Genomic DNA, 26,369 nt, shown 5'->3' with positions numbered 1-26,369 from the left:
GGTTCAGTCGACGTACTGCTTGAGCTTCTCGGTGTCGAGTTCGATGCCGAGAGGGTCGGGGAGCAGAATCGTGGCGCCGAAAGGCTCTCTGAGGCGACTGCGGTATCCGACCTCTGGATCAGGATCGCTGTACAGGGCGACGGTGCAGTTGTCACGGTCGACCAGCAGATAGAACGGGATGCCCGCGGCGCCGTAGGCAACGGGCTTCTCCCGGCGGTCACGCCTGTCCGTGTCCGAGTCGTACGAGGTCACCTCAAGTACCAGGAAGACACCGCTGGGGTCGGCCCACTCGCCATGACCGGCAAAGTGCTCCTCGGGCACGAGAACGGCGTCCGGACGGACACGCCCCTCGCGGTACTGCTCCACCTTCAGCCCTTGGCCTTGGTACAGGTCCAAGTCAGGCCTCGCTTGCATGCACCGCCGCATCAGCCACAGCACGATGGTGTTGTGGTCGCCGTCAGGCACCTTCTTGACCCCGATCCGTCCGTTGATGAACTCGAACCTGACGGCGTCGTCGGTCTCCTTGGCCGCGAAGGCGGCGATCCTCTCGAACTCCTCCACCGACATCTGGGGCGACTGCATTGCGCGCTCTGCCATAACGGTCATGGTGCACCCCCTCTCAGGCCGTGGCCAGTGTGGCGAGGCGCGTACGCCCCAGGCGCCGGATCGCTCGATGATCAGCCGAACGAGTGATCACCCCACCTCAACGGCCAGCCCCTCCACCCCCCTGATCACGAAGTTCGGCTTCCGCACCGGCTCAGCCGCCAGGCTCAGGGTCGGAGCCTTCTCCAGCAGGGCCGTCATGGATGCCCCCAGCTCGATACGGGCCAAGGGCGCGCCGATGCAGTAGTGGATGCCGGCGCTGAAGGAGATGTGCGGGTTGTCGGCGCGGGCGAGGTCGAGGCGCTCGGGGTTCTGGAACACCGCCGGGTCGTGGTTGGCGGAACCGAAGAGCATGGCGATCTCCGCACCCCTCGGGACGACCGTCCCGTCGACCTCGATGTCGTCCAGCACCCAGCGTTCGAAGAGCTGGAGCGGGGTGTCGTAGCGCATCAGCTCTTCGATGGCGGTGGGGACGAGGGAGTGGTCGGCGCGGAGGGCCGCGAGCTGGTCGGGGTTGCGGAACAGCGCGTACCAGCCGTTGACCGTGGCGTTGACCGTCGCCTCGTGCCCTGCGTTCAGCAGCAGCACGCAGGTCGAGATCATCTCCTGCTCGGTGAGCCGGTCGCCCTCGTCGTGGGCGGCGATGAGGCCGGAGACGAGGTCGTCGCCGGGGTGCTTGCGCCGCTCGGCGATGAGCTCCCGCAGATAGTCGGAGAACTCCACGGAGGCGCGTACGGCCTTTGCGGCGGCCTCCTCGGACGGGTTCAGCTCGTACATCCCGCAGATGTCCGCCGACCAGGGCCGCAGGGGGCCACGGTCGGCCTCCGGGATGCCCAGCATCTCGGCGATGACGGCGACGGGCAGCGGTTCGGCGACGTCGGCGAGCAGATCGCCGCCGCCCTTCTCGACGAGCGCGTCCACCAGTTCTCCGGCGAGCCGGGCCACGTACGGCTTCAGGCCCTCCACCGTCCGCGGCGTGAACGCCTTCGACACCAGGCGGCGGATGCGGGTGTGGTCCGGCGGCTCCAGGTCGAGCATGCCGTGGTCGTTGAGGGTGTGGAACGGCTCGTGCTCGGGGGGCGGCGGGGTGCGGTTGAAGTCCTCGTGGGTGAAGCGGTGCTGATAGGTGCGGCCGAGGCGCCGGTCCCGCAGCAGAGCCGACACGTCGGCGTGCTGCGGGACCAGCCACTGGTTCGTGGGCTCGTAGTACTGGACACGGCCCCTTGCGCGCAGGTCGGCGTAGGCGGGGTAGGGGTCGGCGAGGAAGTCCGGGTCCCACGGGTCGAAGGCTGCCATGACGGGACGCTAGCCCGACCCTCCCCCTCCTGACCAGGGGTGTCTGGACGTCAGACCCAGACCGGAGTGTGATCCGCGGCGTAGCGGGCACCGAAACCGCCGTGCGGAAGGATCTCGGCGATCGCTTCGAGGTCGGCGTCGGTCAGGGTGAGGTCCGCGGCGGCCGCGTTCTCCTCGATGCGCCGCACGCTGCGGGTGCCGGGGATGGGCACGACGTGCTCGCCGCGGGTCAGCAGCCAGGCCAGGGCCAGCTGGGAGACGGTGGCGCCCTTGGCCGCGGCGAGGGCGGCGAGGCGCTCGACGGCCTCGACGTTCTTCTCGAAGTTGCCGGGCTGCCAGCGCGGGTCGCCGCGGCGCATGTCGGTCGCGTCGTACTCGTCGGCGGGCTTGGCCGTGCCGGTGATGAAGCCGCGGCCGAGCGGGGAGTACGCGACGAAGCCGATGCCGAGTTCGTCGAGGACCGGGAAGAGCCGCTCGACATCCCGCTCGAAGAGGCTGTACTCGGTCTGGAGCACCGACACCGGCTGTACGGCGTGAGCGCGGCGGATGGTCTGCGGGCCCGCCTCGCTGAGCCCGAAGTACTTGACCTTGCCCGCGTCGATCAGCTCCTTGACCGTCCCGGCGACCTCCTCGATCGGCACGTCCGGGTCGACGCGGTGCTGGTAGAAGACGTCGATGTGGTCGACGCCGAGGTAGCGCAGGCTGTTGTCGGCGACCTTGCGGATGTTGTCGGGGCGGCTGTTCAGACCGAAGCCCTTGGACACGTCGGACAGGTCGAAGCCGAACTTCGTGGCCAGCACGACCTCGTCCCGGAAGCCCTTGACCGCCTTGCCGACCAGGATCTCGTTGGAGCCGGTGCCCCAGCCGTAGAGCTCGGCGGTGTCGATGAAGGTGACGCCGAGCTCATGGGCACGCTGGATGGCGGCGACGCCCTCCTGCTCGTCGCCGGGTCCGTAGGCCATGGTCAGGCCCATCGAGCCGTAGCCGAGCGCCGAGACGGTGAGGCCCTGGCCGCCGAGTGTCCTCTGCTGCATGACGTACTCCTGCCCATCAAGTCAAACCAAAATGTTTGCTTTGGTCGACTGTACGCCCGCACGGCAGCCTTCGCCAAACAGAACGTTTTGGCTGGGTAACCTCAAGGCATGACCTCTTCGACGACCGCGGACTCGACCCGCGACCGCATCGTCGCCGCGGCGCGGGCCGAGTTCGCCCGGTACGGGATCGCCGGCGCCCGCATCACCCGTATCGCCAAGGCCGCGAAGACCAGCACGGAACGCCTCTACGCGTACTTCCGCAGCAAGGAGGAGCTCTACGGCTTCATCGCCGAACGGGAGCTGGCCGCGGTCACGGAGGCGACCCGCCTGGACCCGACCAACCTGCCCGAGTACGCCGGCCGCGTGCACGACTACTTCATACGGCACCCCGACCGCTACCGGCTCATGAGCTGGGGCCGACTGGAACTGGCCGGCGACACCGCCGACACCGCGACCAGGGAGACGATCCGCCGCAAGGCCGAGCAGATCCGGAAGGCGCAGGAGGCGGGCCATCTGGACCCCTCCTGGGAGCCCATCGACATCCTCATCTTCCTCAACCAGCTCGCCTCGGCCTGGGCGGGCCAGCTCGATCTGGTGGACGCGGCGGCGGACCAGACCCACGACCGCTCCCTGGCGGCACGCCGGGCGGCCGTGGTGCGGGCGGTGGAACGCCTGTTCCCGGCGACGGGGTCGTAGCGGTCAGGGTCGGCCGAAGTCGGGCAGCGTGACCGTGCCGTCCTCCGCGAGGGGGAAGCCGGGGTTGTGGGCGACCTCCCAGGCGTGACCGTCGGGGTCGGTGAAGGCGCCGGAGTAGAAGCCGATGTCGTTACGGGCGGCGGGCTTGGTGACGGTGCCTCCGGCGGCGCGGGCGGTGTCGAGGAGGGCGTCGACCTCGCTGTCGTCACGGACGTTGTGCGCGAGGACGATGCCGCCGAAGGCGGGCGGTTCCTTGCCGGCGTCCAGACCGCAGTCGGCGGCGAGCTTCTCCCGGCTCCAGAGGACCAGTCCGAGACCGCCGGCCTGGAAGAAGACGGTCTCCTGAACCTCCTGGCCACGCCAGCCGAGGGCTTCGTAGAAGGCTTTGCTGCGGGCCAGATCGGATACGCCGAGGGTGATCAGGGTGACTCGCTGTTCCATGACGAGGGGCCCTTCAAGTGGTTGATGAGGGCGGTGAAGGCGGGGGCGGGGACGGTGAGGGTGGCTCGGGTGGGGTTTTTCGAGTCGCGGAGGGATATGTGGGTGGGGAGGATGGCGATCTCGACGCAGGTGTTGCCGTCACCGCCGTCGGAGTACGTCGACTTCCGCCAGTTCATCAGAGTTCCTTGGTCAGTCGATGGATGAAGTCCCGTGACGCCACCGGGTCCAGCGACGCCTTCTCCACCCTACGAAGCAAGGTGCGGAGGTGCTCCAGCTGCGGTTCGGCGTCGATGAACGCGGTGCCGGTGGGTGAATCGCGCAGGCCGGTGTCCAGCTTGGGCACCGGGCCGCCGAGGTACATCATCGACGCACCTGTACCGCCGAAGCCGTCCTGGTCGATGGGGATGACCCGCACTACGGAGTGGCCGCTTTCGATCTCTCCGAGGATGAACCGGAGTTGGGCCTGCGCGGCCTGACGATCAGCCACCCGGACCCGCAGAGCGAACTCGTGCACAACGGTCTCGTACGGCGTCGGGGTATCGCCCTCGATGACGGCTCGCCGTCGCATCCTGTGCTCCACACGAGGTGCCACTTCGCTCTCGGGCAGCTCGGGGCGCATGTACCGGAACACCGCGCGCGCGTAGTCGGGGGTCTGCAACAGCCCCGGGACGTGCGTGATCACGACCTCGCGAATGAAGGTGGCGTGGTGCTCGACCTCGGCCATGTCCAGGAACGCCGGCGGCAGTACACCGCGGTAGTCCTCCCACCACCCCTGCGTACGGTCGACCGCCATGGCGACCAGCGCCTCGATCAGGGCCTCGTCCATACAGCCGTAGTTGGCGGCCAGACGCCGGACCCGCTCGGCGCTCACGCCCGCGACGGCGGACTCGATCTGGCTCATCTGAACCGAGTCGACTCCGAGCAACGCCGCGGCCTCCCGCGCTTTCATGCCCGTGGCCTCACGGAGTTTGCGCAGCTCAGCACCCAGACGAACCCTGCGGGCCGTGAGATGCCTCTTCGGCGGCACTGACGCCTCCCCGCCCCAACTTCCCTGCGAACGTCCCTCGTTCGGAGACCGAGAATACGGCAACGGCTTGCACTGTCCTAAATTTAGGAGATACCGTCAGTGACGCATCGCTCACTCTGCGGAAGTGCACCGCTACATCCCTGCGGCACCGCCACCGCACACCCCCACCCCGAAACGGAGTTACCGCATGCCCGAAACAGCCTCGCCCCCCGACCCCTGGGAGTACTCCCTCTACATCCCCAACGACCCCAGAGCCGTCACCGTAAGTCGCCGCACCCTCCGCCTCATCCTGACCATGCACGGCCTCATCACCCTCGTCGACGCAGCGGAGCTGCTCGCCGCCGAGTTGATCTCCAACGCCGTTCTCCACACGGACGGCCCCGCCGCCCTGCGCATCCGCTGGCGGGACGGCGTGCTGCGGATTGGCGCGTGGGACGCCGATCCCGAACCCCCGGACCCTCCCCAGAAGTTGACCGGCGACCTGGACGCCGAATCCAGCCGCGGCCTCGCCCTCGTCGCCGCCACCTCCGACCTCTGGGGCTGACAGCCGCTCTCCAGGTTCGGCAACCGCGGCAAGTACGTGTGGTGCGAACTGGCGACGACGGCGTAACCGCGACGCGCAACCGATGGTTGCACGTCACCGCCTCCCGGGCTTACAGTGATACGCAACCAAAGGTTGCGAAAGGGCCGGGTGAGAGCCATGGAGTACGGCAGCATCGAGCGGGAGATCCACATCGACGCCACACCCGAGGTGGTCTACGAGGTCGTCAGCAGACCCGAGCATCTGCGGGAGTGGTGGCCCGACGAGGCCGAGCTCAAGCCCGTGCCCGGCGGCACCGGCGTCATCTCGTTCGGAGACAGGAGCACGCCGGACGCGAAGGTCGAAGCGCTGACCGTCGTGGACGCCGATCCGCCCCGGCGGTTCTCGTTCCGGTGGGTGTACGACGAGGGCGAGACCCCCACACCGGTCAACTCCCTCCTCGTGACCTTTGATCTGACCCCCTCCGGCTCGGGCACGCTGCTGCGCTTCAGCGAGGCGGGATTCCGGGAACGCGGCTGGGAGGCCGCCGTACTGGAGAACGCCTACCGCGAGCACTCCACCGGCTGGGACCACTTCCTGCCGCGCCTGGTCGCCTACGTGAACCGGCTGGAGTCCACGCCGTGAGCGTCACCGTCGACGACGAGCTGTGGTCCGCCGTAGGAGACCCGACCCGGCGCCGGATGCTCGACCTGATGCTGGCCGACGGCTTCGGCACGGCGACCTCGCTCAGCGACCGACTGCCGGTCACGCGCCAGGCGGTCGCCAAACACCTCGGCGTGCTCCACCGGGTCGGGCTGGTCCACGCGACCCCGTCCGGCCGCGAGCGCCGATACGAGGTGGACGAGGAGCAACTCGCCCGTGCCATAGCCCAGTTGGCGTCGGTCGGGGCGAGCTGGGACGCCCGACTGCACCGCATCAAGCGCATCGCCGAGGCGATCCAGCAAGACCGGGAGAACCCGCCCCAGGTCCAACCGGAGAACATGACATCAGAGAGAGGTACCGAAAATGCCTGACATCCTGCACCGGATCGGAATCACCTCATCCCCCGACGCCGTCTACACGGCCCTGACCACCGTCGACGGACTCGCGAACTGGTGGACGCGGGACACGGAGGGCGACCCCCGGGTCGGAGGCGTCATCAAGTTCCGCTTCGTACCCGGCGGGTTCGACATGAAGGTCCTGGAGGCCCAGCCCGCCGAACGCCTGGTCTGGGAGGTCGTCGACGGGCCCGAGGAATGGATCGGCACCCACGTCCGCTTCGAGCTGAAGCAGGAGGGCGACTTCACCATCGTGCTGTTCCGGCACGAAGGCTGGCAGGAGCCGGTGGAGTTCATGTACCACTGCTCCACCAAGTGGGCGACCTATCTGATGAGCCTCAAGAGGCTGATCGAGACCGGCAAGGGCGAACCCGCGCCGGACGACGTCCAGATCAGCGACTGGCACTGAACGTCCCGCCGAAAGCGCCGTCAGCGGAGCACGTCGAAGACGTTCTTCTGCAGGCCGTTCGCGTACGCCTCGTGCTCGACCAGCTTCAGGCGCTGCTTGTCCTTGTCCGTCGTCGAGAAGAGGCGCTTGCCGGCGCCGAGGAGGACCGGGAAGACCAGCAGGTGGTAGCGGTCGATCAGGTCGGCGTCGGCGAGGGAACGGGTCAGGGAAGCGCTGCCGTGGATGATGATCGGCCCGCCCTCGGTCTTCTTCAGCTCGGCGACCTCGTCGAGGGAGCGCAGGATCGTCGTGTCGCCCCAGTTCGAGACGAGGTCCTCGTCCTTGAGGGTCGTCGACACCACGTACTTCGGCATCACCTTGTACTCGGCGAACTCCTCCATGCCGGGCCACACCGGGCTGAACGCCTCGTAGCTGGTCCGGCCCAGCAGCATGGCACTCGCTTCCTGCTGCTCGCGTCCCTTGATCTCGAACGCCTCGGGGAGGAACTCGATGTCCTGGAACGTCCACCCGGCGTTCCGGTAACCGGCCTCGCCGCCCGGCGCCTCCACGACGCCGTCGAGCGAGATGAAAGCGGTGCTGATGAGGGTGCGCATGTCGGTTCCTCCGTTGTTTCTCTGTCTGCCCGGTGCTGTCTCGTGTCCAGCTGTGATCTACGACCGCTGATCATGGAGAAACTCATCGGCTGACGCCCACCCTATTTTTCAAACCCTCCTACGGCCCCTATCCCGGCGTCACGAGCCGCGCCTCGTACGCGAACACCGCCGCCTGCGTCCGGTCCCTGAGCCCCAGCTTCACCAGCACCCGGCTGACGTGGGTCTTGATCGTCGACTCCGCCACCACCAGCCGTTCGGCGATCTCCGCGTTCGACAAACCCTGCGCGATCAGGACCAGCACCTCCGTCTCCCGTTCGGTGAGGTCGCCGTAGGCCTCATGGGCGGAGACCATCAGCCGGGGGCCGTCGGAGAGCCGCGAGAACTCGGTGATCAGGCGCCGGGTCACGGAGGGGGCCAACAGGGCCTCCCCGGACGCCACCACCCGTACACCGTCCGCGAGCTGACGGGCCGAGGCGTCCTTCAGCAGGAAGCCCGAGGCGCCCGCCTTCAGCGCCTGGTAGACGTACTCGTCGAGGTCGAACGTCGTCAGCACCAGCACCTTCGCCGCGCCGTCCGCCGCCACGATCTCGCGCGTCGCCTCGATGCCGTTCAGCTCCGGCATCCGGATGTCCATCAGGACCACGTCCGGGCTCAGCTCACGGACCTTCGCCACCGCCTCACGGCCGTTGACCGCCTCACCGACGACCTCGATGTCCGGCATCGCGTTGAGGAGCACCGAGAAGCCCTCGCGCACCATCATCTGGTCGTCCGCGATCAGCACGCGGATCGTCATGCGTCACCCTCGCTCACACTCGGCACCGGCAGGTACACCGCCACCTCGTAACCCCCCTCGTCCGTCGCGCCCGCCGTCATCTCGCCGTTCAGCATCGAGACGCGCTCCCGCATCCCCGTGATGCCGTGGCCGGCGCCGGGAGACGGCTTCAGCAGCGCCCCGGCCGGTGGCGGACCGTTGACGATCCGCAGGCCCAGCCCGCCCAGGACGTAACCGATCTCCACCTGCGCGGTCGCGCCCGGAGCGTGCCGCAGCGTGTTGCTCAGCGCCTCCTGGACTATGCGGTACGCCGACAGCTCCACCCCCTGCGGCAGCTCACGCACCGCGCCCGTCACCGTCTTCTGCACGCTCAGCCCCGTGTCCCGCACGTTGGCCAGCAGCCCGTCGAGGTCGGCGAGCGTGGGCTGCGGGGCGTCCGGGGCCTCGTAGTCCTCGGCACGGACCACGCCCAGCACACGGCGGAGTTCCGTGAGCGCCGCCACCGCGTTCTCCCGGATCGTCGCGAACGCCCGCTCCAGCTCCGGCGGCGGGTTCTCCACCCGGTAGGGCGCCGCCTCCGCCTGGATGGCGACCACCGACATGTGGTGCGCGACCACGTCGTGCAGCTCGCGGGCGATCGTGGAGCGCTCCTCCAGCAGGGTGCGCCTGGACCTCTCGTGCGCCGTGACCGTCTGCTGGGCGGTCACCTCCTGGCGGGCCTCGCGGCGGGTGTGCCAGACGGCGACGACGAGCAAGACCAGCGCGGAGAGGAACAGCATGGGCGCGGTGTCGTCGCCGTAGTAGTAGTCCGGGCCGAGGATCACGTCCGCCACGAAGCCGTAAGCCGCGGTGACCGCCCACATGTACGCGGCCGTGCGCGCCTTGGTGCGTATCGCCACGACGGTCAGCACGGTGAGATGAGAGGCGAAGGTCGCGGGCAGCCAGGGATAGCCGTCCATGTAGCTGCCGAAGACCTGGCTGACCGGCGTGGCCGCCATGGACAGCCAGAACGCTCCGACCGGCCGGAGCATGGTCAGCAGGATCGGGAGCACGGTGAGCGGCACGAGCAGCCCGGCCACGCTGGTGTCGACCGCGGCCATGAGCATCGCGATCACGGCCGCCGCGGAGATCACGGCGTGCGGAGTCCAGGCCGCGTACGGGCGCAGGGGGCCCGGCAGCCGGCGGGCCAGCGGGCCGTCGAGCCGCATCCGGGACAGCGGGCGATAGGCGAAGGCGTCGTGGAACAGGTCCTGCCGCAGCCCGCGCAGGGCTTCCGCTGCCAGCCGGTACTCCGGGCTGCGCGGGCCTGCCCCGTCCCCCGGCGGCGGTGTCTGCATGTGGGTCGTCTCGGTCACGTACAGAACGGTAGGCGTCGGCCGGGGATCGGTCGTCACCAGTGAGAGGGGTCCTTCGGGGTCCGTCTCAGGTACTACGGGTGGCACGGACCGGGCATCTGCCGGTCAGTACCCCGACGGTCGCACCAGCCCCGACTCGTACGCGAACACCGCCGCCGGCGTCCGGTCCCTGAGCCCCAGCTTCACCAGGATCCGGCCCACGTGCGTCTTCACCGTCTGCTCGGCCACCACCAGCCGCTGGGCGATCTCCGCGTTCGACAAGCCCTGCGCGATCAGCGTCAGCACCTCCGTCTCGCGCTCGGTCAGATCGCCCACGCGTTCCTTCAGCGGGGGCTTCGGGCGGTTGTCGAGGCGGGAGAACTCGGTGATCAGCCGCCGGGTGATGCCGGGCGCGAGCAGCGCGTCACCGGCCGCCACCACCCGCACCGCCTCCGCGAGCTGGTCGGCGGAGGCGTCCTTCAGCAGGAAGCCCGAGGCACCCGCGCGCAGCGCCTCGTACACGTACTCGTCGAGGTCGAAGGTCGTCAGCACCAGCACTCTGATCTGCGGGGTCGCCTCGGTGATCCGGCGGGTGGCCTCGATCCCGCCGAGCTCCGGCATGCGGATGTCCATCAGCACGACGTCCGGGTCCAGCTCCGCGACCTGCTTCACCGCGTCCAGACCGTCGACCGCCTGTCCGACCACGTCGATGTCGGGCTGGGTGTTGAGCAGCACGGTGAAGCCCTGCCGGACCATCTGCTGGTCGTCGGCGATGAGGACGCGGATGGGGCTGCTGCTCGTCATGCGGTGCCTTCCTCGGGGTCGGCGGAGGGATCGGGGGCGGAGGCGGAACCGACGGCCGGGGCCTCGGCCCACGGGGGTGACGTCGGCAGGTACGCGGCGACCTCGAAGCCGCCGTCGGGTGCCGGGCCCGCGCGCAGCGTGCCGCCGAGCATCGCGGACCGCTCCCGCATGCCGAGCAGGCCGTGGCCGGCGCCGCGGGAGGGCGGGACCCGGCCGGTGGGCGGCGAGTTGGTGACCCGCACGTCCACGCCGTGCCTGTGGTGGACGAGCCGCACGGTGGCCGTGGCACCGGGGGCGTGGCGCAGGACGTTGCTCAGCGCCTCCTGCACGATCCGGTACGCCGACAGCTCCACGCCCTGCGGCAGCTGCCCGCGGGTGCCCCGGACCTCGACCCGGACGGTCAGCCCGGCCGCCCGGGTGTTCTCCACCAGGGCGTCGAGCCGGTCGAGGGTGGGCTGCGGGGTGTGCGGGGCGGTGCCGGTGTCGGTGCCGGGCGCGCCGACCGGATCCGGGGTGTCGGGGTGCTCGGAGCGCAGCACGCCCAGCACCCGCCGGAGTTCGGTCAGCGCCTCCAGCGCGTTCTCCCGGATGCCCTCCAGGTTCTCCTTGAGCTCGTCGGACGGGTTCTCGACCAGGTGCGGGGCGACCTGGGCCTGGATGGAGATCACCGACATGTGATGGGCCACCACGTCGTGCAGCTCGCGGGCGATCCGGCTGCGCTCCTCCAGCACCGTGCGCCGGGCGCGCTCCTCGGCGGTGAGCGACGTCTGCTCGACGAGCTGCGCGCGGGCCTCGCGGCGACCGCGCAGGGCGGCGCCGAGAAGTACGACGATCCCGGAGAGGATGACCGCGATCACACCGGTGGGCGTGTAGTCCGGACCACCCCACAGGCCTTGCAGGACATAGGTGGCGAGCACGGTCAGCGCCAGCGCCTCCATGGCGACCCGGGTGCGGACGCGCAGGGTCAGCAGCAGGAGCACCAGCAGATGGGCGATGATCCCGGCCGGCGTCCAAGGCCAGGTGAAGCCCCCCGCCGGGCCGCCGAGCTTGCCGTGCACGGCCACGGCACCCACCACGGTGGCCGCCAGAGACAACCACCACGCCGGTATCGGGCGCCACATCGCGAGGGCGACGGCGCCGCCCTGGGCGAGCCCGATGACGAACGCCCCGGTGGACTGCAACGAGCCCTGGTCCCCGAGCTGGGCGACGGCGCCGAGCGTGATGCCGAACGCGGCCAGCCACAGCAGCCCGTGCGGCAGCCAGCGCACCCAGACCGATGGGGGCAGCGGATCCGCGCCGGTGGTCCGCAGGTCGTCGCGCAGCACACGCAACCAGCGCCCTACGCGCCCCACCACCACGTGCTGGATCCCCGTTTCCGTCACACGGCTCAGCCTAGACATGCCGCTTCTCCCTCGCCGTACCCCGTTCGGACGGGCGGCTGCTCCGCACCACCCGAGTTCTCCCACCCCGCCGACGCCCCTGCTCGTAGCCTCGGAACGCCGTCCAGCAGACGGCGAGGACGGCGGCGAACACCGGCAGCCAGGCCACCCGCGCCGCGACCCAGCCGAGGCCGTCCGGGACGGTGTGCAGTCCTGGCAGGCGCCCGACGAGGAGCCCGGTGGCCGTGGTGGCCATCAGCGCCGTCTGATGCCACAGGAAGATCGTCATCGCGGAGAGGTTCACGAGGGCGACCGCCGCCCAGGCGAGCGGCCGACGCATCGCCCCGTGCAACCGGTCGCGCAGCAGCAGGGCCAGCCCGCACTGGGCCAGGCCGAAGGTGACGGCGACCAGCGTCGGCGGGTTCAGGTTGGACACCGCGGCACCGGGGACGCCGACCATCGACGCCGGATAGCCGCCCCACGCCACGAGTGCCGTCGTCGCCGCCGCGCCGCCCGTCAGCAGGATCCAGCCCGCCCGGCGGCGCTCCAGCTCACCGCGCGTCCAGGCCGCGCCCAGCGTGAACGGCACCAGCCAGCCCGCGGCCTCGTTGACCCAGCCGAGCCAGGACGGACCGCCGAGGCCGAAGCGGATCAGGTCGACGTGGAGGACGACGGCGAGCGGCCACAGCGGGCTCAGCCGGGTGAGCAACGGGGTCGCCGCCGTCAGCGCGGCGAACACCACGAGGAACCACAGGGGCGACAGCGCCAGTTTGACGAGCGTGTGGACCGTGCCGAACTCCGCACCGGTCAGGAGCAGTCCGGCCGCCGTCACCGTCCACAGGGTGAGGACGGCCGCGACCGGTCTGAACAGCCGGGACAGCCGCGCGGTCAGCCAGGCGCCGTACGTCGTCCCGCGCGCTCTGGCGGTGGCGTAACTCCTGGTCGCCACATGGCCGCCGACCAGGAAGAACACCGCCAGCGTCTGGAACGCCCAGGAGATCGGGGCCAGCCATGGCATGTGCTGCAACGGGCTCGCCGTGCGCAGGCTCCGGCCGTCCGCCACCAGGGCGGTCACCAACCAGTGGCCGAGGACCACGCCGAGGATCGCGAAGGCCCGCAGGGTGTCCACGGCCCTGTCCCGGTCGGCGGGCGTCGCCGCGTCCACGCGGACGGCACCGGCATGCAGGCCCTCGCGTATGCCCTTCCGGGCCGGGCTCTGAGGCAGGTCACGCACGGGTCACCTCCGAGGTGTCGCCCAGGACGATCCGGGCCAGGTTGGTCAGAGAGACCGAGCCGGGGTCGAAGTAGTCGCTGTGGCCGCCGTCCCCGGCCGCGAAGCGGTTCGCGCCGAAGGACGGGGACATGGGGTCGGTGCCGAAGCCGATGGTCGTGCCGAAGAGGTCCGTCTTGATGTGCGGTACGTCCGCCACCCAGTCGTCGGTGCCGCGCGCTGCCCAGACGCGGGCGCGGGTGTGCAGGGCGGCGGCGGTGTCGGCGCCGGTGCCGGGGCTGCCGAGGAGGACGAGGTCGGTGGCGTCCAGGTCGGTGGCGGCGCGGGCGCAGACGACCGAGCCGTAGGAGTGGCAGAGGAGGGAGACGGTGGCCTCGTCCTGGTCGGCGATGCCTTTGAGCCGGCGTATGAACTCCCGGAGTTGCGGAGCGGCTTGGTCTGCTCTTCCGGTGGTCGTGACCGTCGTGCTGATGGTGTCCGGGGTCTGGTAGCCGAGCCAGGCGATGACGGCTGTACGGGGGTCGGTGCGGGTCAGCTCGTGGTGGAGGGCGGTCGCTTCGGCGCGGAAGCGGGCGTAGGTGTCGAGGGAGGTGTCGGAGCCGGGGACCAGGACGGCGATGTGGTCTGCGTGGGCCAAGTCGCCGAAGACCTCGGTTACTTGGCCTTCGCCTCGGCCGTCGAAGCGGAGAAGGTGGTGGGTGGGGGTGGCCAAGGATCGGTCGGCTGCGGCGCGGTGCTTGTCGCCGTGGGCGGCGGCCATGCGGGCGGCTTCGGCGGCGTTGGCTCTGTTGGCCGCGTAGGCCTTGTCCAGGGTGGCTGCGCTCAGGTGGGGCAGAGTTGCCGGCGGTGGGGCGGGGATCGCCGGGCGGGCCGCGGCGGAGAGAGGCAGTACTACGGCGGCGGTGATGAGGGTCGCGAGGATGGCTCGGCGCCATGTGTGCCTGCGGCGGGGTGGGGGTGCGGGTAGGGGCGTTGCGCTCGCCCGCGCTGGCGGGGCGCCTCCCCCGGAGGGGGGACCCCCAGCGCCCACCCGTGCCGGCCCAGCGGCACGACTGCCCGCAGACGGCGTGGACTTACGAGCAATGAACCCCACGTCCGTTCCCCCTCCCAGTCCGCCCGTCCGTCGGGCCTCTCTGACTGGGAAATTACGGATCCGGACGCCTCGTCCGCGTCCCGCCGCGGAGCTCACCTCCGGCGTAGCTCTCAGGTACTACGGGTATGAAAGGGGCCCATGAAAGGAGCCCTCCCCGACTCTCCCCAAAGGCACCCTCACCGCCCCGTCACCACGCCAACTGCGCGATCTCCTCCGCCACCACCGCACACGCGTCCGCCGCCGGATCGATCAGCGGGAAGTGACCCACGTCCTCCAGCAGCGTCACCCCCACCACCTCCCCCGCCTTCGCCGCCGCGTCCGCGTACGCCTCGGCCACCGCCTGCGGCACCACGTCGTCCGTGCGGCCCTGGACCAGCGTCGTCGCGATGCCCGTCGGCAGCAGCAGCGCCGGGTCGGCGTACGGCCGACGGGACGCGAAATGGTCCTCGCCGCCCAGGAGTTGCAGTGAGGCCCCACCGCACACGCCCAGCTTCTCCGCCACCGTGAAGTCCGCGATCGGGGCCAGGGCGACCACACCGCGCAGCGGCGGGGGCCGGTCCACGCGCCACCCGGAGTCGGGCGGCAGGACGTGCCGGGCCGCTGCCCACAGCGCGAGGTGGCCGCCTGCCGAGTGCCCGGTGATCACCGTGCGGCGCGAGTCGGCCTGCGGGAGGGCGGCCCGTACGAGCGCGGGAAGGGCGTCCAGCGCCGCGGCCACGTCGTCGAACGTGTCCGGCCATCGCCCGGCCACCGGACCGCCGGCAGTGTCCTGCCCCGGCAGCAACGCCCCCCGCCGGTACTCGACGTTCGCCACGGCGAACCCCCGCCGCGCCAGATAGTCCGCGAACGGGGTGACGTGCCGCCGGTCGTACGGCGCCCGCCACGCGCCCCCGTGCAGCACGACGACCAGGGGGGCCAGGACACCGGCCGGGAGCTCGCTCCTCGGGGCGTAGAAGTCGATCACCTGGTCGGGGTGGTCGCCGTACGCGGAGCTGACGTCGGGGTCGACCGGCGGGTGGGAGAACGCCGACTCCTCCTCGGCGGCGGCCCGGGCTGCTGCGGAGTCGTCGGGCATGCTCCAACCTCTCAGCGATGAAACGCAATTGGACGAGAATTCGACTGTTGGCGGGGACGGTATCAGGCCCGTGACGTGCGCGGACACACGGATGTCACGCTAGGTGAGGGTTAAACGGTTCTGCTGTTTCGTTACGCTGACGCACAGAACGCAGCTCGCGCACCAAGGAGACCCATATGTCCGCCGAACCCGGCACCGTACGTCCCGGAGGGCGTACCGCCCGTGTCCGCGCGGCCGTGCTGCGGGCGGCCGGCGACGTCCTCGCCGAGCACGGGTTCGCGCATCTCGACCTCGCCGACGTGGCCCGCCGTGCCGAGGTCGGCAAGACGACCGTGTACCGGCGCTGGGGCTCGGTGACCGGCCTGGTCGCCGACCTGCTCGCCGACATGGCCGAACAGTCGCTGCCCCGCGAGGAGACCGGCACGGTACTGGGCGACCTGCGCGCCAACGCCCGCCTCGTCCAGCGCACCCTCGCCGACCCGCGCCAAGGTGCCCTGTTCCGCGCGGTCATCGCCGCGGCCACCTGCGACGAACGAACCGCCCACGCCCTCCGGCGGTTCTACGAGATCCGGGTCGCCGAGTGGGCCCCCTGCGTCGAACAGGGCGTCGCACGCGGGGAGTTGCCCCCTGGGACGGACGCCGGGGAAGTCGTACGGGCCGTGTCCGCCCCGCTCTACTATGCCCTCCTCACCACCGGCACGCCCCCGGCCCCGGCCGCCGCGGACCGCGCGGCACGCGCCGCGTTCGCAGCTGCCGTGGCCGGCGTCTACGCCACCCCCTAGGGCCCCCGAACAGCCACCCCGCGCAACCCCCAATTTTGTGGATTGCGGGGCACATCGGCGCACGAGGAACATGGCGCGCATCGCAGATGCATCCGGGCGTATGTGGCGCATGCGCACGTCGTGCCGGAGCGGGGGCTGCGGGACGGGGGATGTGCAGCATGGCCGGGAACGGGGGACGGAAGCCCTATCTCGTCGTCAAGGCGCCGGGTCATCTCGCGGGAACCCGCTGGGAGTTGATCCAGGATGCCCATGTCCTCGGCCGGTACGGCGACATCCGCCTCTCCTCCCCCGACGTCAGCAAACGCCACGCCGAACTGCGCCTCGGCAGCGACGGGGTCTGGCTGAACGACCTGCACTCCAGCAACGGCGTCCTGCACAACGGGGTACGGCTCGCGCCGGACCGCCCGGTGCGGCTGACCGAGGGGGACCTTCTCCAATTCGGGTCCGTGCAGCTCGTGTTCCACCGCAACGGCTACGGCGTCACCGACCTGCGCGACCACCAGCGCCGCCGCGCCCCCGACCCCGATCTGCCGACCGGCCCGCTGCATCACGCGGATCCTCCGCCGGTCGACGACGACGCCCGCTCGTCGTCCACCCGTTGTCTGGCCGCCGCCACCCAACTCGACCCGTGGTTCGCCGACGTGGTCGTACAGCAGGTCGTGAACGAGCCCTACCGCGCGCTCGCGCCCGTGTTCGGCGCGGACCTGGGGATCGTCACGCGGTGGGCGCTGGCGGCACGCAGGCGCCGACTCGCCCGCGACCTCGTCCTCCTCGCCCTGCTGCTCTGCGTGATCGCGCTGATCGGGGTCGGCGTCCGCACCCACGTGGGGGAATTCGCATCCGACCAGCCACGGATCGACTGGCAGCCGTACGCCCTCGGCACCGCGCCCGCCCTGCTCCTCGGCTGGCTCGCCGTCGCCGTCGACATCTGGGTGACCGACCACCTGGTGCTGCGCCGAAGACTGACCGCTCACCGCTACCAACCCGCCCAGGCGCCCGACCCGTTGAGCTCCCGCGCCCGCGAACGCCTCACCGCCGTGGCCCAGCGGCCCGCCGGCAATCTGATCGTCTGCTCCCACTACTACCCCTTCGCGGGCAGCGGCTTCCAGGTCGACGAGTGGGACATGCCGATCGACATCCGCAAGGGCACCGTCCGCCCGGAAGGCGGCCGCCGCGCGCCCCAGCCGTTCACCACCGGCGAGTTGTACGACGTCCTCGTCGCCGCGGCCCGTGGCATCGGCCTGAACAACCTGCGCGTGGAGGAGCGCCTCTTCGTCGACGGACTGAACGTCGCCCTGGACCGCAGGCTGCTGCCGATCCGCGACCAGCCGCCGCTCACCCGGGTCGACCCGCGCGTCATGCGCGCCATGCCGGACGGCCTGGGCGCGACCCGGCGCTCCTATGTGAGCATCGAGATCCCCGCCTGGAGCGGGCAGTTGGTGGTCACGATGTACCTGCGGGCGGTGCAGGTGCACGGCACGCTGTACCTGGAGTGGTCGGCGTACGCCCTGCTGCCGATGCTCCCGGAGTACTACGCGGTCGACCGCCTCCCCCACCGCACGGCCGCGGGATCCGCCGTACGCGCCGGGGCGCAGGCACTGTCACGGCTGCTGCCCGCGCTGCTGGGCGCACCCAGGGCGCTGGCACGGCGCGCCTCCTCCGCCCGCGCGGCGGCCGCCCACCGGCGCCGGCAGCGGCGGCTCATCCGGGGCGGCTACCAGTTCGACTACGGCGCCCAGCACAGCATCCGGGAGTTCGCCTGCGGTCTGGACGAGGGCACGTACTTCCTCGGCAGGGACCTCAGCCGCGCTCTCGCCACGACACAGCAGCACCTGCTGAACACGGTCGGCGATTTCCTGGAGTCCCACGGCATCGACTCGGAGAGCTTCCAGCGGCTCCAGCAGAACGTCGTCCAGAACTTCACCACGAACAACGACTACAGCGTAAGGAACGACAACCGCGTGAAGGCCAAGTACTTCCACAACTCCGGCAACTACGCCCCCGGCGGCAGAGCCGGTTCGGGCGGAGGCGGCGGGGCCCGTCAGGCCGCGCCGCGCTGACACGGACCGACCCACCGACCCACCGACCCACCGACCCACCACAGGAGACAGGGAATGCCCCAGGAATCCCAGGGAAACGACAACCGCGTGAAGGCGAAGTACTTCACCAACTCCGGCGCCTATGCCCCCGGTGGCACGGCGAACTACACCGCGGCCCCCGTGTCGAGCGAAGCCGCCGAACTCCGGCAGCGTCTCGACGACCTGCGAGGGCTGCTCGTGCAGTACGCCGCCGCCCTCCCCGACCCCGACCAACTACGCGACGACACCGATCAGTTGGACGCCCAGCTGCAACGGGAACGACCCAATCGGACCGTCGTGCGGGGACTGCTCGACTCGCTGACGGCGGGAGCGGGCGGCGTCAGCGCCGTCGCCTCCGCCGTCAGCACGGTCGTCCAGCTCGTCAGCCGTTTCCTGCCCTGACCCGCAGCGTCTCCCCGAGCACCCGCGCCGCCCGCTCCACATCCCCGAACCCGACATACAACGGCGTGAACCCGAACCGCAGCACGTCCGGGTGCCGGAAGTCGCCGACCACGCCCCGCGCGATCAGCTCCTTCATCACGTCCCCGGCGTCGTCGCACCGCAACGCCACCTGGCTGCCGCGCTCCGCATGCGCCTCCGGCGTCACCGACTCCACCCGGCCCGCGGGCGCGTACGCGGCCACGCACTCGAGGAAGAAGTCCGTCAGGGCAAGGGACTTGGCCCGTACCGCCTCGATCGACACCCCGTCCCAGACGTCAAGTGCCGCCTCCAGGGCCAGCATCGAGAGGATGTCCGGCGTACCGACGCGCCCGCGCAGCGCGCCCGCCGCCGGTTCGTACGCGGCCCGCATACCGAAGGGCTCCGCGTGCGAGTTCCAGCCGGGCAGCGGGGAGTCGAAGCGGTCCTGCACCTCCCGGCGCACATACAGGTACGCCGGTGCACCCGGGCCGCCGTTCAGGTACTTGTACGTGCAGCCCACCGCCAGGTCGACCCCGTGCTCGTCGAGCCCGACCGGCAGCGCGCCCGCGCTGTGGCACAGGTCCCAGACCGCCACGGCCCCCGCCGCGTGCACGGCGGCCGTGAGCGACGGCAGGTCGTGCAGCCGGCCGGTGCGGTAGTCGACGTGGTTCAGCAGCACGGCCGCCGTACGCCCGCCCAGCACGCCCGGCACCTCGGCCGGCGTCACCGGACGCAGCGTGCACCCGGTCAGCCTTGCCGCCGACTCGGCGATGTACCCGTCCGTCGGAAACGTCGTCGCGTCGACGACGATCTCGTCCCGGCCAGGGCCACTGAGCCTTACCGCCCCCACAAGTGCCTTGAAGACATTGACACTTGTCGAGTCGCCGACCACGATCTGCCCGGCCGCCGCGCCCACCAGCGGAGCGATCCGGTCGCCGATCCGCTCGGGCGCCGTCCACCAGCCGCTCTCGTCCCAGGACCGGATGCGCAGCTCGCCCCACTGCCGCCGGACCACGTCCTCGACGCGCCCGGGGACGGCGGCGGGCAGCGCGCCCAGCGAGTTGCCGTCGAGGTAGACGCCCGCGGCGTCAGCCGCATGATCAGACACGGTGTCGAGTACGAACTTCCCGCGTACGCCCGCCAGTTCGTCACCGGCGTCCAGCTTCTCGGCCCTTGCCGCCAGCTCAGACATGCGACCGCGCCGTCCACAGCTCGGGGAACACGTTCTTCTGCGCCCGCTTCTCCAGCCAGGCCACCCCGGCGGAGCCGCCCGTGCCCGCCTTGGCGCCCATCGCGCGGCGCGTGGCCACCAGATGGTCGTTGCGCCAGCGCCACACCAGCTCGGCGACATCGGTCAACGCCTCGCCGAGCCGGGCCAGTTCATCGGACTCCGGACCGGAGTAGACGGCCGTCCACACCGCCTCCACCTCGGGCGACGGCTCGTACCGCCGCGACACGTCACGCGCCAGCACCACGTCCGGGATCGCGTGCCCACGCCGGGCCAGCAGCCGCAGCACCTCGTCGTACAGGCTCGGCTCGTGCAGTGCCTTCTCCAGCTCTGCGTGCACCCGCGGGGCGCCCCGGTGCGGGACGAGCATGGACGCCGACTTCTCGCCGAGCAGGAACTCCATCCGCCGGTACATCGCCGACTGGAAGCCGGAGCCCTCGCCCAGAGCGGCCCGGTAGGAGTTGAACTGCGCCGGGGTCAGCTGGCCGAGCGGCCGCCAGGAGGCGTTCAGCGCCTCCAGCTCCCGTACGGAACGCTTCAGCGCGTCGACCGCGACCGGCACGTCGTCGGAGCGCAGCGCGCGGGCCGCGGTCTCCCACTCATGGACGATGACCGTGAACCACAGCTCCATCACCTGGGTCGTGACCAGGAAGACCATCTCTCCGGGATCGTCGGAGAGGGTGTGCTGGAGGTGGGTGAGCACGTCCGCCTTGACGTAGTCCTCGTACGGCGTCGTGCCCTCGAAGTCGAGATGCGGGGTCTCGGGCTCCGGATTCTCGTGAGCCTCGTGGGACATCGCTGTCTCCTGTTGTGTACTCCGGGTAGCGGTCCGCCCCTGCCGTTACCGACACGGGGGCCCCGGTCCCCACCCGAATCCTCAGTCGTCACCCCCGGCATGCGCAAGGCCCGACTGCGTCACAGCCGGGCCCGCACACGTCTCACCAGGTCCAGGTCCTAGCCCAGCGTCTGGGCCGCCGTCGGCGAGGAGTCCTTCAGGAACTGGCTGCACCGCTCGTACTCCTCCTGCTCGCCGATCGACCCGGCGGCGCGGGCGAGGGCGTGCAGGGCGCGCAGGAAGCCGCGGTTCGGCTCGTGCTCCCAGGGGACCGGGCCGTGCCCCTTCCAGCCGTTGCGGCGCAGCGCGTCCAGGCCGCGGTGGTAGCCCGTACGGGCATAGGCGTACGACTCCACGACGCTGCCCCGCTCGAACGCCTCGTCGGCCAGCTGGGCCCAGGCCAGGGAGGAGGTGGGGTACTTCGCGGCCACGTCCGCGGGGGCCGTGCCGTTCGCCAGGAGCTCGCGGGGCTCCGGGTCGTCGGGGAGGTGGGTCGGGGGCGGGCCCCCGAGGAGGTTCTCGTGAATCGACATGAGGACAGTGTCTCTCGGTTGTCGGGTGCGGGTCCGTCGCGGCTGGTCGCGCCCCGGCGGCGGAGCCGCATAGCGACACAGCCCCGCGCCCCTCAGGAGCCTTCGCCCAGCCGTCCGCTCGAACGCTTGCCCTCCAACGGGGGCGCGGTGATCGACCCGTGTGTGATGCACTCCGGCCGGGTGCAGTCCGGCGGCAGCGCCCGTACCGTCGTGAACGCCACCGCCGCCCCCACCACCAACGCCCCCGCGCACATCACCATCGCCCGCCCGAACGCGTCGTCGAAGGCGCTCGGCGTGCGGTACGCCTCCTCGCCCATCCCGGCGATCATCGGGAGCGCGGCGACCGCGATGAGGCCGGCCGCGCGGGCCGCCGCGTTGTTGATGCCGCTGGCCAGGCCCGCCCGGGCCACGTCCACCGAGGCCAGCACGGTCGCGGTCAGCGGGGCGACCAGGGTGACCAGGCCGAGGCCCAGCACCAGCAGCGCCGGCAGGACGTCGGCGAAGTAGTTCGCGTCCGGGCCGACCCGCAGCATCAGCAGCATCCCGGCCGCGCACAGCAGGGGCCCGACCGTGAGCGGGATCCGCGGGCCGATCCGGTCCGCCAGCTCACCCGACCGAGCCGAGAACAGCAGCATCATCACGGTCGTCGGCAGCAGGGCCGTCCCGGCGCCGAGGGCCGAGTAACCGGCGACGACCTGGAGCTGGAGCGCGGCGAGGAAGAAGAAGCCGCCGAAGGCCGCGTAGACGCAGAGCGTGACCAGGTTGACGGCCGTGAACTGCCGGGACGCGAAGATCCCGAGCGGCATCATCGGGTCGGGCCGCCGCTTCTCGACGTACACGAAGGCGACGCCGACGCCCACGCCGAGCACCGCCGTGATCCAGTCCGCCTCGATCAGCGCGTACGTCACCAGCGCCAGCGCGAGCGCCCCCAGCAGCGCGCCCAGGACGTCGAAGCTCGTGTGCTTGCCACCGTCCCCCGACTCGGGGACGTGCCGTACGGCGATGGGGGCGCACACCAGGGCCAGCGGGACGTTCAGCAGGAACACCCAGCGCCAGCCGGGCCCGTCCACCAGCCAGCCGCCCAGGAACGGCCCGACGGCCGCGCCGATCCCCCCGAAGCCGGACCACAGCCCGACCGCCTTCCCCCGGTCGTCGGGATGGAAGGAGGCCTGGATGAGCGCCAGCGAGCCGGGGGTGAGGAGCGCGCCGCCCACGCCCTGCAACGCCCGCGCCCCGATCAGCACCCCGGCGTTCGGCGCGAGCCCGCACAGCAGGGAGGCGGCGGCGAACCACACCACACCCACGACGAAGACCTTGCGCCGCCCGTACCGGTCCCCGAGCGAGCCGCCGAGCAGGATCAGCCCGGCCAGCGTCAGCATGTACGCGTTGACGGTCCACTGGAGCGCGCCGAGATCGGCGTCGAGATCGCGCCCGATACGCGGGAGCGCCACGTTGACGACGGTCGAGTCCAGCATCGCCATGCTGGAGCCGAGGACAGTGGTGAGCAGGATCCATTTGCCCTGCGGTGAGGCCAGCCGGACGTCAGCCATGCCCCCAGTAAACAGTGAGCCCGGCGCCTTTGGGGGGCACCGGGCACACTGAACAGGACCGAACAAGAACGGGTTACTTGATCTTCGTGCCCGTCGAACGCAGGTTGGCGCAGGCCTCCGTCACGCGCGCGGCCATGCTGGCCTCGGCGAGCTTGCCCCAGGTGCGCGGGTCGTAGGTCTTCTTGTTGCCGACCTCGCCGTCGACCTTCAGGACGCCGTCGTAGTTCTGGAACATGTGGGCCGCCACCGGACGCGTGAAGGCGTACTGGGTGTCGGTGTCGATGTTCATCTTGACGACGCCGTTGTCCAGCGCGGTCGCGATCTCCTCGGCGGTGGAGCCGGAGCCGCCGTGGAAGACGAAGTCGAACGGGGCGGTCTTGCCGTACTTGGCGCCGACGCCCTCGTTGAGGTCCTTCAGCAGCTCGGGACGGAGGACGACGTTGCCCGGCTTGTAGACGCCGTGCACGTTGCCGAAGGAGGCGGCCAGCAGGTAGCGGCCCTTCTCACCGAGCCCGAGGGCCTCGGCCGTCCGCAGGGCGTCGTCGACGGTCGTGTACAGCGAGTCGTTGATCTCGTGCGAGACACCGTCCTCCTCGCCGCCGGTCGGGGTGATCTCGACCTCAAGGATGATCTTGGCGGCGTGGGCGCGCGCCAGCAGCTCCTGCGCGATGGAGAGGTTGTCGGCGAGGGTCTCGGCCGAGCCGTCCCACATGTGCGACTGGAAGAGCGGGTTCTCGCCACGGGCGACGCGCTCCTCGGAGACCGCGAGCAGCGGACGTACGTACCCGTCGAGCTTGTCCTTCGGGCAGTGGTCCGTGTGCAGCGCGACGGTGATGTCGTACTTCTTGGCGACGATGTGCGCGAACTCGGCCAGGGCGACGGCGCCGGTGACCATGTCCTTGTTGTACTGACCGCCCAGGAACTCGGCACCACCGGTCGAGATCTGGACGATGCCGTCACTCTCGGCCTCGGCGAAGCCGCGCAGTGCCGCGTGCAGGGTCTGCGTCGAGGTGACGTTGATGGCCGGGTAGGCGAACTTGCCTGCCTTCGCCCGGTCGAGCATCTCGTTGTAGACCTCGGGGGTTGCGATGGGCATCTGTCCGCTCCTTGGAGTGTGCGGGTTGGCGTACTACGTGCTGACGGCCCTGACCTAGACCTTGGTGTGGGGGTGCGACGTCGTCGTCGGGCCCCATCTTTCCAGACGTACCGGGATGCTCCGAGAGGCCATAAGCCCCGGTTGCCGGAGGTTTCCGGCGTCCTGGTCGGTCCTGGGTCAGTCCAGGCCCAACTCGTCCTTGGAGAAGGCGAAGCGGTACGGCACACCGGCGCCCTCTTCGATCTTCTCCGCGGCGCCGGTGGCCCGGTCGACGATGGTGGCGACGGCGACGACCTCGGCCCCCGCCTCCCGCACGGCCTCCACGGCGGTCAGCGGAGAACCGCCGGTGGTGGAGGTGTCCTCGACGACGAGCACGCGCCGGCCCGCGATGTCCGGACCCTCGACGCGGCGCTGGAGCCCGTGCGCCTTGGCGGCCTTGCGCACGACGAAGGCGTCGAGCTTCCGCCCCCGCGCGGCGGCCGCGTGCAGCAGGGCGGCGGCGACCGGGTCGGCGCCCATGGTCAGCCCGCCGACCGCGTCGAACTCCAGGTCGGCGGTCAGGTCGAGCAGCACCTGGCCGACCAGCGGGGCGGCTTCCCCGTCCAGGGTGATGCGCCGCAGGTCGACGTAGTAGTCCGCCTCCAGACCCGACGACAGGGTCACCTTGCCGTGCACCACGGCCTTGTCCTTGATCTGCTGCAGCAGCGCGCCGCGTACGTCCGTCATGCCAGTCAGCTTAAAGCCGACGCCAGGACCAGGTCGTCGAGGCCTCCAGCGGCTCCAGCAGCGTGACCAGGCGCGGCAGTGTGTTGAGCCCGTTGGGCGGCCCGGTCTGCGGCTCCACGCAGACCGCCTCGGCCTGCTCGTCGTAGACCACGACCCACTCCTCGCGGGAGCCGACCTTCAGCTCCAGCTGCCCCGGCCAGGTCAGCGTCACGTCGACGCCGCCGGGCATCCCGAAGCAGTCGTCCCAGGGCCCGGGCTTCGGGTCGATCCGCCGCCCGGTGGGCAGATGATCGTCCCCGCGCTCCTCCTGCCAGGCCGCCTCGAAGGCGACCCGCACGTCCTCGGCGCCCGCGCCGCCGAGGTTGCGGCGGAACCACGGGTGCCAGCCGATCTGGGCCGGGAAGGAGGAGTCGTACGTCTCGACGGACATGGTCAACGTCAGGGCGTCCGGGGTGAGGGCGACGGCCTGGGTGACGCGGCCGGGGTAGGGCCACGGGTCGACCAGGTCGTACGTGATGACGGCCTCGTCGGCCGTGGCGCGGGCGATGCGCCAGGCGCCGTCCCGGGCGGTGCCGTGGATGGCGTGCGGCGGGGAGTTGAGCGGCATCTGCTGCACGCTGCCCCCGTCCCGGAACCGCCCGTCCCTGATCCGCCCGCACCAGGGCACCATGGGGAAGCAGCCGAAACGCTCGCCCTGCCGCAGCAGCTCGACGCCACCGACGCGCAGCCCGCCGATCCGCCCGCCGTTCCCCGGCAGCACGGTCACCTCCGCGTCACCCGCGGTCAGCGTGATGGGTTCGTTACTCACGGGACGACCCTACTGGGGCGATCAAGAGGGCATCGGGTGCGGCCGGGGTTCGGGAGGCCGCCGGGGCGTGGGTCAGCGGCGCTTGCGCAGCGCCCGGGTCACCACGATCGCCGACGCCAGGGCCACCGCCGCCGCGGGAGCCGCCCACCGCAGTGCCGGGTTCGGGGCGATGGTCTGCGGTGCGGGGACGGGGGCGTAGCGGCCGCGCGGGGGCGCGTGGTCGACCTCCTCGGCGCTGCGGCCGATCATCGTACGGCGGGCGTGCGCGGCTTCGGCGGGGAGGTCGCGGGGGGTGGTGTGGTCCTCGGCCTCGGCCTCGGCTTGATCCTCGTCCTCGGCCAGGTCCGGGTCGGCGGAGGGGGCCTCGGGCTCGGGTTCCTCTGCGGCTTCCGGGACCTCACCGGCCTCCGGTACGTCTGCGGCTTCCGGGACCTCGGTGGCCTCGGGTTCCGTGGTCCCGGTGGTCCCGGTGGTTCCAGCGGCCTCGCCCGTCCCAACGGTCCCGGCCGTCCCGCCCGTCTCCTGGCTCCCCAAGTTCTCCGCGAAACGGTTCAGCAGCCGCGTCACCGCCGACGTCACCGACTCCCCCGGCAGCTCCGTGATGCGCCCGTCCGCCGCGGCCGTCCCTCCGAAGGTGAGGGTCGTTCCGCCCTCGGCCGCCGTGAGCCGCAGGGTCAGCGTCAGCTTCACCGTGCCGCTGCCCCGGGCCTCCGCCGCCTCGCCCTCGACGGCGTAGGTGCCGTCGTCCCGGGCGGAGAGGCGGGCCGTGCCGCGGTAGGTGACGGAGTGACTGCCGACGCGCACCTTGAGCCGCCCGGTGACGGGCTCGGCGCCGGCGTCCTGCTGGAGCCCGGGAACGGCCCGGGCGACCCGAAGGGGATCGGCCAGCGCCTCCCTGAGTCGCTCGGCCGGAACCGGAACGAACACCTCATGCTCCATGGTCCGCGA

Annotated in this window: 30 protein-coding genes; 8 read left to right on the top strand and 22 right to left on the bottom strand. The window is 71.1% G+C overall.

All coding sequences use genetic code 11. From position 1 onward, the window contains the following. Positions 1 to 3 precede the first annotated feature (3 nt). From EJC51_RS26500 to EJC51_RS26490, 3 genes are all read right to left on the bottom strand, one after another. A complete protein-coding gene (locus EJC51_RS26500; protein WP_126273378.1) occupies positions 4 to 606 on the bottom strand; it encodes a Uma2 family endonuclease in 603 nt (200 codons plus the stop codon). 87 nt (positions 607 to 693) lie between these two features. Continuing rightward, positions 694 to 1,899, bottom strand: a complete 1,206-nt coding sequence (locus EJC51_RS26495; protein WP_126273377.1) for a cytochrome P450 — start codon at positions 1,897 to 1,899, stop codon at positions 694 to 696. A 50-nt stretch (positions 1,900 to 1,949) separates the two neighbouring features. Continuing rightward, positions 1,950 to 2,933: an aldo/keto reductase gene (locus tag EJC51_RS26490; protein ID WP_126273376.1), complete on the bottom strand. Its 984-nt coding sequence runs from the start codon at positions 2,931 to 2,933 to the stop codon at positions 1,950 to 1,952. 108 nt (positions 2,934 to 3,041) lie between these two features. Here EJC51_RS26490 and EJC51_RS26485 point away from each other — a divergent pair, with 108 nt between their 5' ends. Then, positions 3,042 to 3,629: a TetR/AcrR family transcriptional regulator gene (locus EJC51_RS26485; protein WP_126273375.1), complete on the top strand. Its 588-nt coding sequence runs from the start codon at positions 3,042 to 3,044 to the stop codon at positions 3,627 to 3,629. Positions 3,630 to 3,632: 3 nt separating this feature from the next. Here the strand turns inward: EJC51_RS26485 and EJC51_RS26480 are convergent, their stop codons facing one another. The 3 genes from EJC51_RS26480 to EJC51_RS26470 are packed head-to-tail and all read right to left on the bottom strand — an operon-like array spanning position 3,633 to position 5,097. Then, positions 3,633 to 4,070, bottom strand: coding sequence for a VOC family protein (locus tag EJC51_RS26480; protein WP_126273374.1), 438 nt, complete (start codon positions 4,068 to 4,070; stop codon positions 3,633 to 3,635). Beyond that, on the bottom strand, positions 4,049 to 4,246 hold the full coding sequence (locus tag EJC51_RS26475) for a DUF397 domain-containing protein (protein WP_126273373.1): 198 nt from the start codon (positions 4,244 to 4,246) through the stop codon (positions 4,049 to 4,051). Before EJC51_RS26475 ends, EJC51_RS26480 begins: the two co-directional genes overlap by 22 nt. Next, positions 4,246 to 5,097 carry a helix-turn-helix domain-containing protein gene (locus EJC51_RS26470; protein ID WP_126273372.1) on the bottom strand — a complete coding sequence of 284 codons (852 nt, stop codon included), beginning with the start codon at positions 5,095 to 5,097 and terminating at the stop codon, positions 4,246 to 4,248. The genes EJC51_RS26475 and EJC51_RS26470 overlap by 1 nt, the downstream gene beginning before the upstream one ends. A 187-nt stretch (positions 5,098 to 5,284) precedes the next feature. Between EJC51_RS26470 and EJC51_RS26465 the strand changes: the two genes are divergently transcribed. The 4 genes from EJC51_RS26465 to EJC51_RS26450 all read left to right on the top strand — a co-directional run bounded on the left by EJC51_RS26465 (position 5,285) and on the right by EJC51_RS26450 (position 7,084). Beyond that, positions 5,285 to 5,641, top strand: a complete 357-nt coding sequence (locus tag EJC51_RS26465) for an ATP-binding protein (RefSeq protein WP_126273371.1) — start codon at positions 5,285 to 5,287, stop codon at positions 5,639 to 5,641. A 156-nt stretch (positions 5,642 to 5,797) separates the two neighbouring features. Next, on the top strand, positions 5,798 to 6,262 hold the full coding sequence (locus EJC51_RS26460) for an SRPBCC family protein (protein ID WP_126273370.1): 465 nt from the start codon (positions 5,798 to 5,800) through the stop codon (positions 6,260 to 6,262). Then, positions 6,259 to 6,651 carry an ArsR/SmtB family transcription factor gene (locus EJC51_RS26455; RefSeq protein WP_126273369.1) on the top strand — a complete coding sequence of 131 codons (393 nt, stop codon included), beginning with the start codon at positions 6,259 to 6,261 and terminating at the stop codon, positions 6,649 to 6,651. The genes EJC51_RS26460 and EJC51_RS26455 overlap by 4 nt, the downstream gene beginning before the upstream one ends. Continuing rightward, on the top strand, positions 6,644 to 7,084 hold the full coding sequence (locus tag EJC51_RS26450) for an SRPBCC family protein (RefSeq protein ID WP_126273368.1): 441 nt from the start codon (positions 6,644 to 6,646) through the stop codon (positions 7,082 to 7,084). The genes EJC51_RS26455 and EJC51_RS26450 overlap by 8 nt, the downstream gene beginning before the upstream one ends. Positions 7,085 to 7,104: 20 nt before the next feature. Here the strand turns inward: EJC51_RS26450 and EJC51_RS26445 are convergent, their stop codons facing one another. From EJC51_RS26445 to EJC51_RS26410, 8 genes are all read right to left on the bottom strand, one after another. After that, on the bottom strand, positions 7,105 to 7,677 hold the full coding sequence (locus EJC51_RS26445; protein ID WP_126273367.1) for a dihydrofolate reductase family protein: 573 nt from the start codon (positions 7,675 to 7,677) through the stop codon (positions 7,105 to 7,107). A 127-nt stretch (positions 7,678 to 7,804) separates the two neighbouring features. Further along, positions 7,805 to 8,470 (bottom strand): response regulator, encoded by a 666-nt coding sequence (locus EJC51_RS26440; RefSeq protein WP_126273366.1) that lies wholly within the window; start codon positions 8,468 to 8,470, stop codon positions 7,805 to 7,807. After that, the gene (locus tag EJC51_RS26435) at positions 8,467 to 9,804 is read right to left on the bottom strand and encodes a sensor histidine kinase (RefSeq protein WP_399579312.1); all 1,338 of its coding nucleotides are present in this window, start codon (positions 9,802 to 9,804) and stop codon (positions 8,467 to 8,469) included. Before EJC51_RS26435 ends, EJC51_RS26440 begins: the two co-directional genes overlap by 4 nt. Positions 9,805 to 9,909: 105 nt before the next feature. Then, the gene (locus EJC51_RS26430) at positions 9,910 to 10,587 is read right to left on the bottom strand and encodes a response regulator (RefSeq protein WP_126273365.1); all 678 of its coding nucleotides are present in this window, start codon (positions 10,585 to 10,587) and stop codon (positions 9,910 to 9,912) included. After that, positions 10,584 to 11,987, bottom strand: a complete 1,404-nt coding sequence (locus EJC51_RS26425; RefSeq protein ID WP_126273364.1) for a sensor histidine kinase — start codon at positions 11,985 to 11,987, stop codon at positions 10,584 to 10,586. Before EJC51_RS26425 ends, EJC51_RS26430 begins: the two co-directional genes overlap by 4 nt. Continuing rightward, positions 11,980 to 13,200: an acyltransferase family protein gene (locus EJC51_RS26420; RefSeq protein ID WP_244362859.1), complete on the bottom strand. Its 1,221-nt coding sequence runs from the start codon at positions 13,198 to 13,200 to the stop codon at positions 11,980 to 11,982. Before EJC51_RS26420 ends, EJC51_RS26425 begins: the two co-directional genes overlap by 8 nt. Then, positions 13,193 to 14,119 (bottom strand): alpha/beta hydrolase, encoded by a 927-nt coding sequence (locus tag EJC51_RS26415; protein ID WP_244363451.1) that lies wholly within the window; start codon positions 14,117 to 14,119, stop codon positions 13,193 to 13,195. The genes EJC51_RS26420 and EJC51_RS26415 overlap by 8 nt, the downstream gene beginning before the upstream one ends. 358 nt (positions 14,120 to 14,477) lie before the next feature. Continuing rightward, positions 14,478 to 15,365 (bottom strand): alpha/beta hydrolase, encoded by an 888-nt coding sequence (locus EJC51_RS26410; protein ID WP_126273362.1) that lies wholly within the window; start codon positions 15,363 to 15,365, stop codon positions 14,478 to 14,480. Between the two features lie 176 nt (positions 15,366 to 15,541). On the opposite strand from EJC51_RS26410, the gene EJC51_RS26405 reads away from it, so the two are divergent. From EJC51_RS26405 to EJC51_RS26395, 3 genes are all read left to right on the top strand, one after another. Continuing rightward, positions 15,542 to 16,147 carry a TetR/AcrR family transcriptional regulator gene (locus EJC51_RS26405; protein ID WP_126273361.1) on the top strand — a complete coding sequence of 202 codons (606 nt, stop codon included), beginning with the start codon at positions 15,542 to 15,544 and terminating at the stop codon, positions 16,145 to 16,147. Between the two features lie 158 nt (positions 16,148 to 16,305). After that, positions 16,306 to 18,207: an FHA domain-containing protein gene (locus EJC51_RS26400; RefSeq protein ID WP_166682906.1), complete on the top strand. Its 1,902-nt coding sequence runs from the start codon at positions 16,306 to 16,308 to the stop codon at positions 18,205 to 18,207. A 54-nt stretch (positions 18,208 to 18,261) separates the two neighbouring features. Next, the gene (locus tag EJC51_RS26395; RefSeq protein ID WP_126273359.1) at positions 18,262 to 18,627 is read left to right on the top strand and encodes a DUF5955 family protein; all 366 of its coding nucleotides are present in this window, start codon (positions 18,262 to 18,264) and stop codon (positions 18,625 to 18,627) included. Here EJC51_RS26395 and kynU read toward each other — a convergent pair. The 8 genes from kynU to EJC51_RS26355 all read right to left on the bottom strand — a co-directional run bounded on the left by kynU (position 18,608) and on the right by EJC51_RS26355 (position 26,360). Further along, positions 18,608 to 19,837 carry a kynureninase gene (kynU, locus tag EJC51_RS26390; RefSeq protein ID WP_126273358.1) on the bottom strand — a complete coding sequence of 410 codons (1,230 nt, stop codon included), beginning with the start codon at positions 19,835 to 19,837 and terminating at the stop codon, positions 18,608 to 18,610. The genes EJC51_RS26395 and kynU overlap by 20 nt on opposite strands. Then, complete coding sequence (locus tag EJC51_RS26385; protein WP_126273357.1) at positions 19,830 to 20,669, bottom strand: tryptophan 2,3-dioxygenase family protein; 840 nt, start codon at positions 20,667 to 20,669, stop codon at positions 19,830 to 19,832. The genes kynU and EJC51_RS26385 overlap by 8 nt, the downstream gene beginning before the upstream one ends. A 158-nt stretch (positions 20,670 to 20,827) precedes the next feature. Continuing rightward, positions 20,828 to 21,241: a DUF3151 domain-containing protein gene (locus EJC51_RS26380; protein WP_059194130.1), complete on the bottom strand. Its 414-nt coding sequence runs from the start codon at positions 21,239 to 21,241 to the stop codon at positions 20,828 to 20,830. 92 nt (positions 21,242 to 21,333) lie between these two features. After that, the gene (locus EJC51_RS26375; protein WP_126273356.1) at positions 21,334 to 22,791 is read right to left on the bottom strand and encodes an MFS transporter; all 1,458 of its coding nucleotides are present in this window, start codon (positions 22,789 to 22,791) and stop codon (positions 21,334 to 21,336) included. Between the two features lie 73 nt (positions 22,792 to 22,864). Continuing rightward, positions 22,865 to 23,887 (bottom strand): class II fructose-bisphosphate aldolase, encoded by a 1,023-nt coding sequence (fbaA, locus tag EJC51_RS26370; protein ID WP_126273355.1) that lies wholly within the window; start codon positions 23,885 to 23,887, stop codon positions 22,865 to 22,867. 177 nt (positions 23,888 to 24,064) lie between these two features. Continuing rightward, on the bottom strand, positions 24,065 to 24,613 hold the full coding sequence (gene pyrE / locus EJC51_RS26365; RefSeq protein ID WP_059194133.1) for an orotate phosphoribosyltransferase: 549 nt from the start codon (positions 24,611 to 24,613) through the stop codon (positions 24,065 to 24,067). 10 nt (positions 24,614 to 24,623) lie between these two features. Further along, positions 24,624 to 25,421, bottom strand: a complete 798-nt coding sequence (locus tag EJC51_RS26360) for an aldose epimerase family protein (RefSeq protein WP_126273354.1) — start codon at positions 25,419 to 25,421, stop codon at positions 24,624 to 24,626. 72 nt (positions 25,422 to 25,493) lie between these two features. Then, positions 25,494 to 26,360, bottom strand: a complete 867-nt coding sequence (locus tag EJC51_RS26355; RefSeq protein WP_126273353.1) for an SRPBCC domain-containing protein — start codon at positions 26,358 to 26,360, stop codon at positions 25,494 to 25,496. Between the last annotated feature and the right edge of the window lie 9 nt (positions 26,361 to 26,369).

Origin of the sequence: Streptomyces aquilus, from assembly GCF_003955715.1 — a bacterium.
Classification (GTDB): Bacteria; Actinomycetota; Actinomycetes; order Streptomycetales; family Streptomycetaceae; genus Streptomyces; species Streptomyces aquilus.
This window is presented reverse-complemented; position numbering and strand designations above follow the sequence as displayed.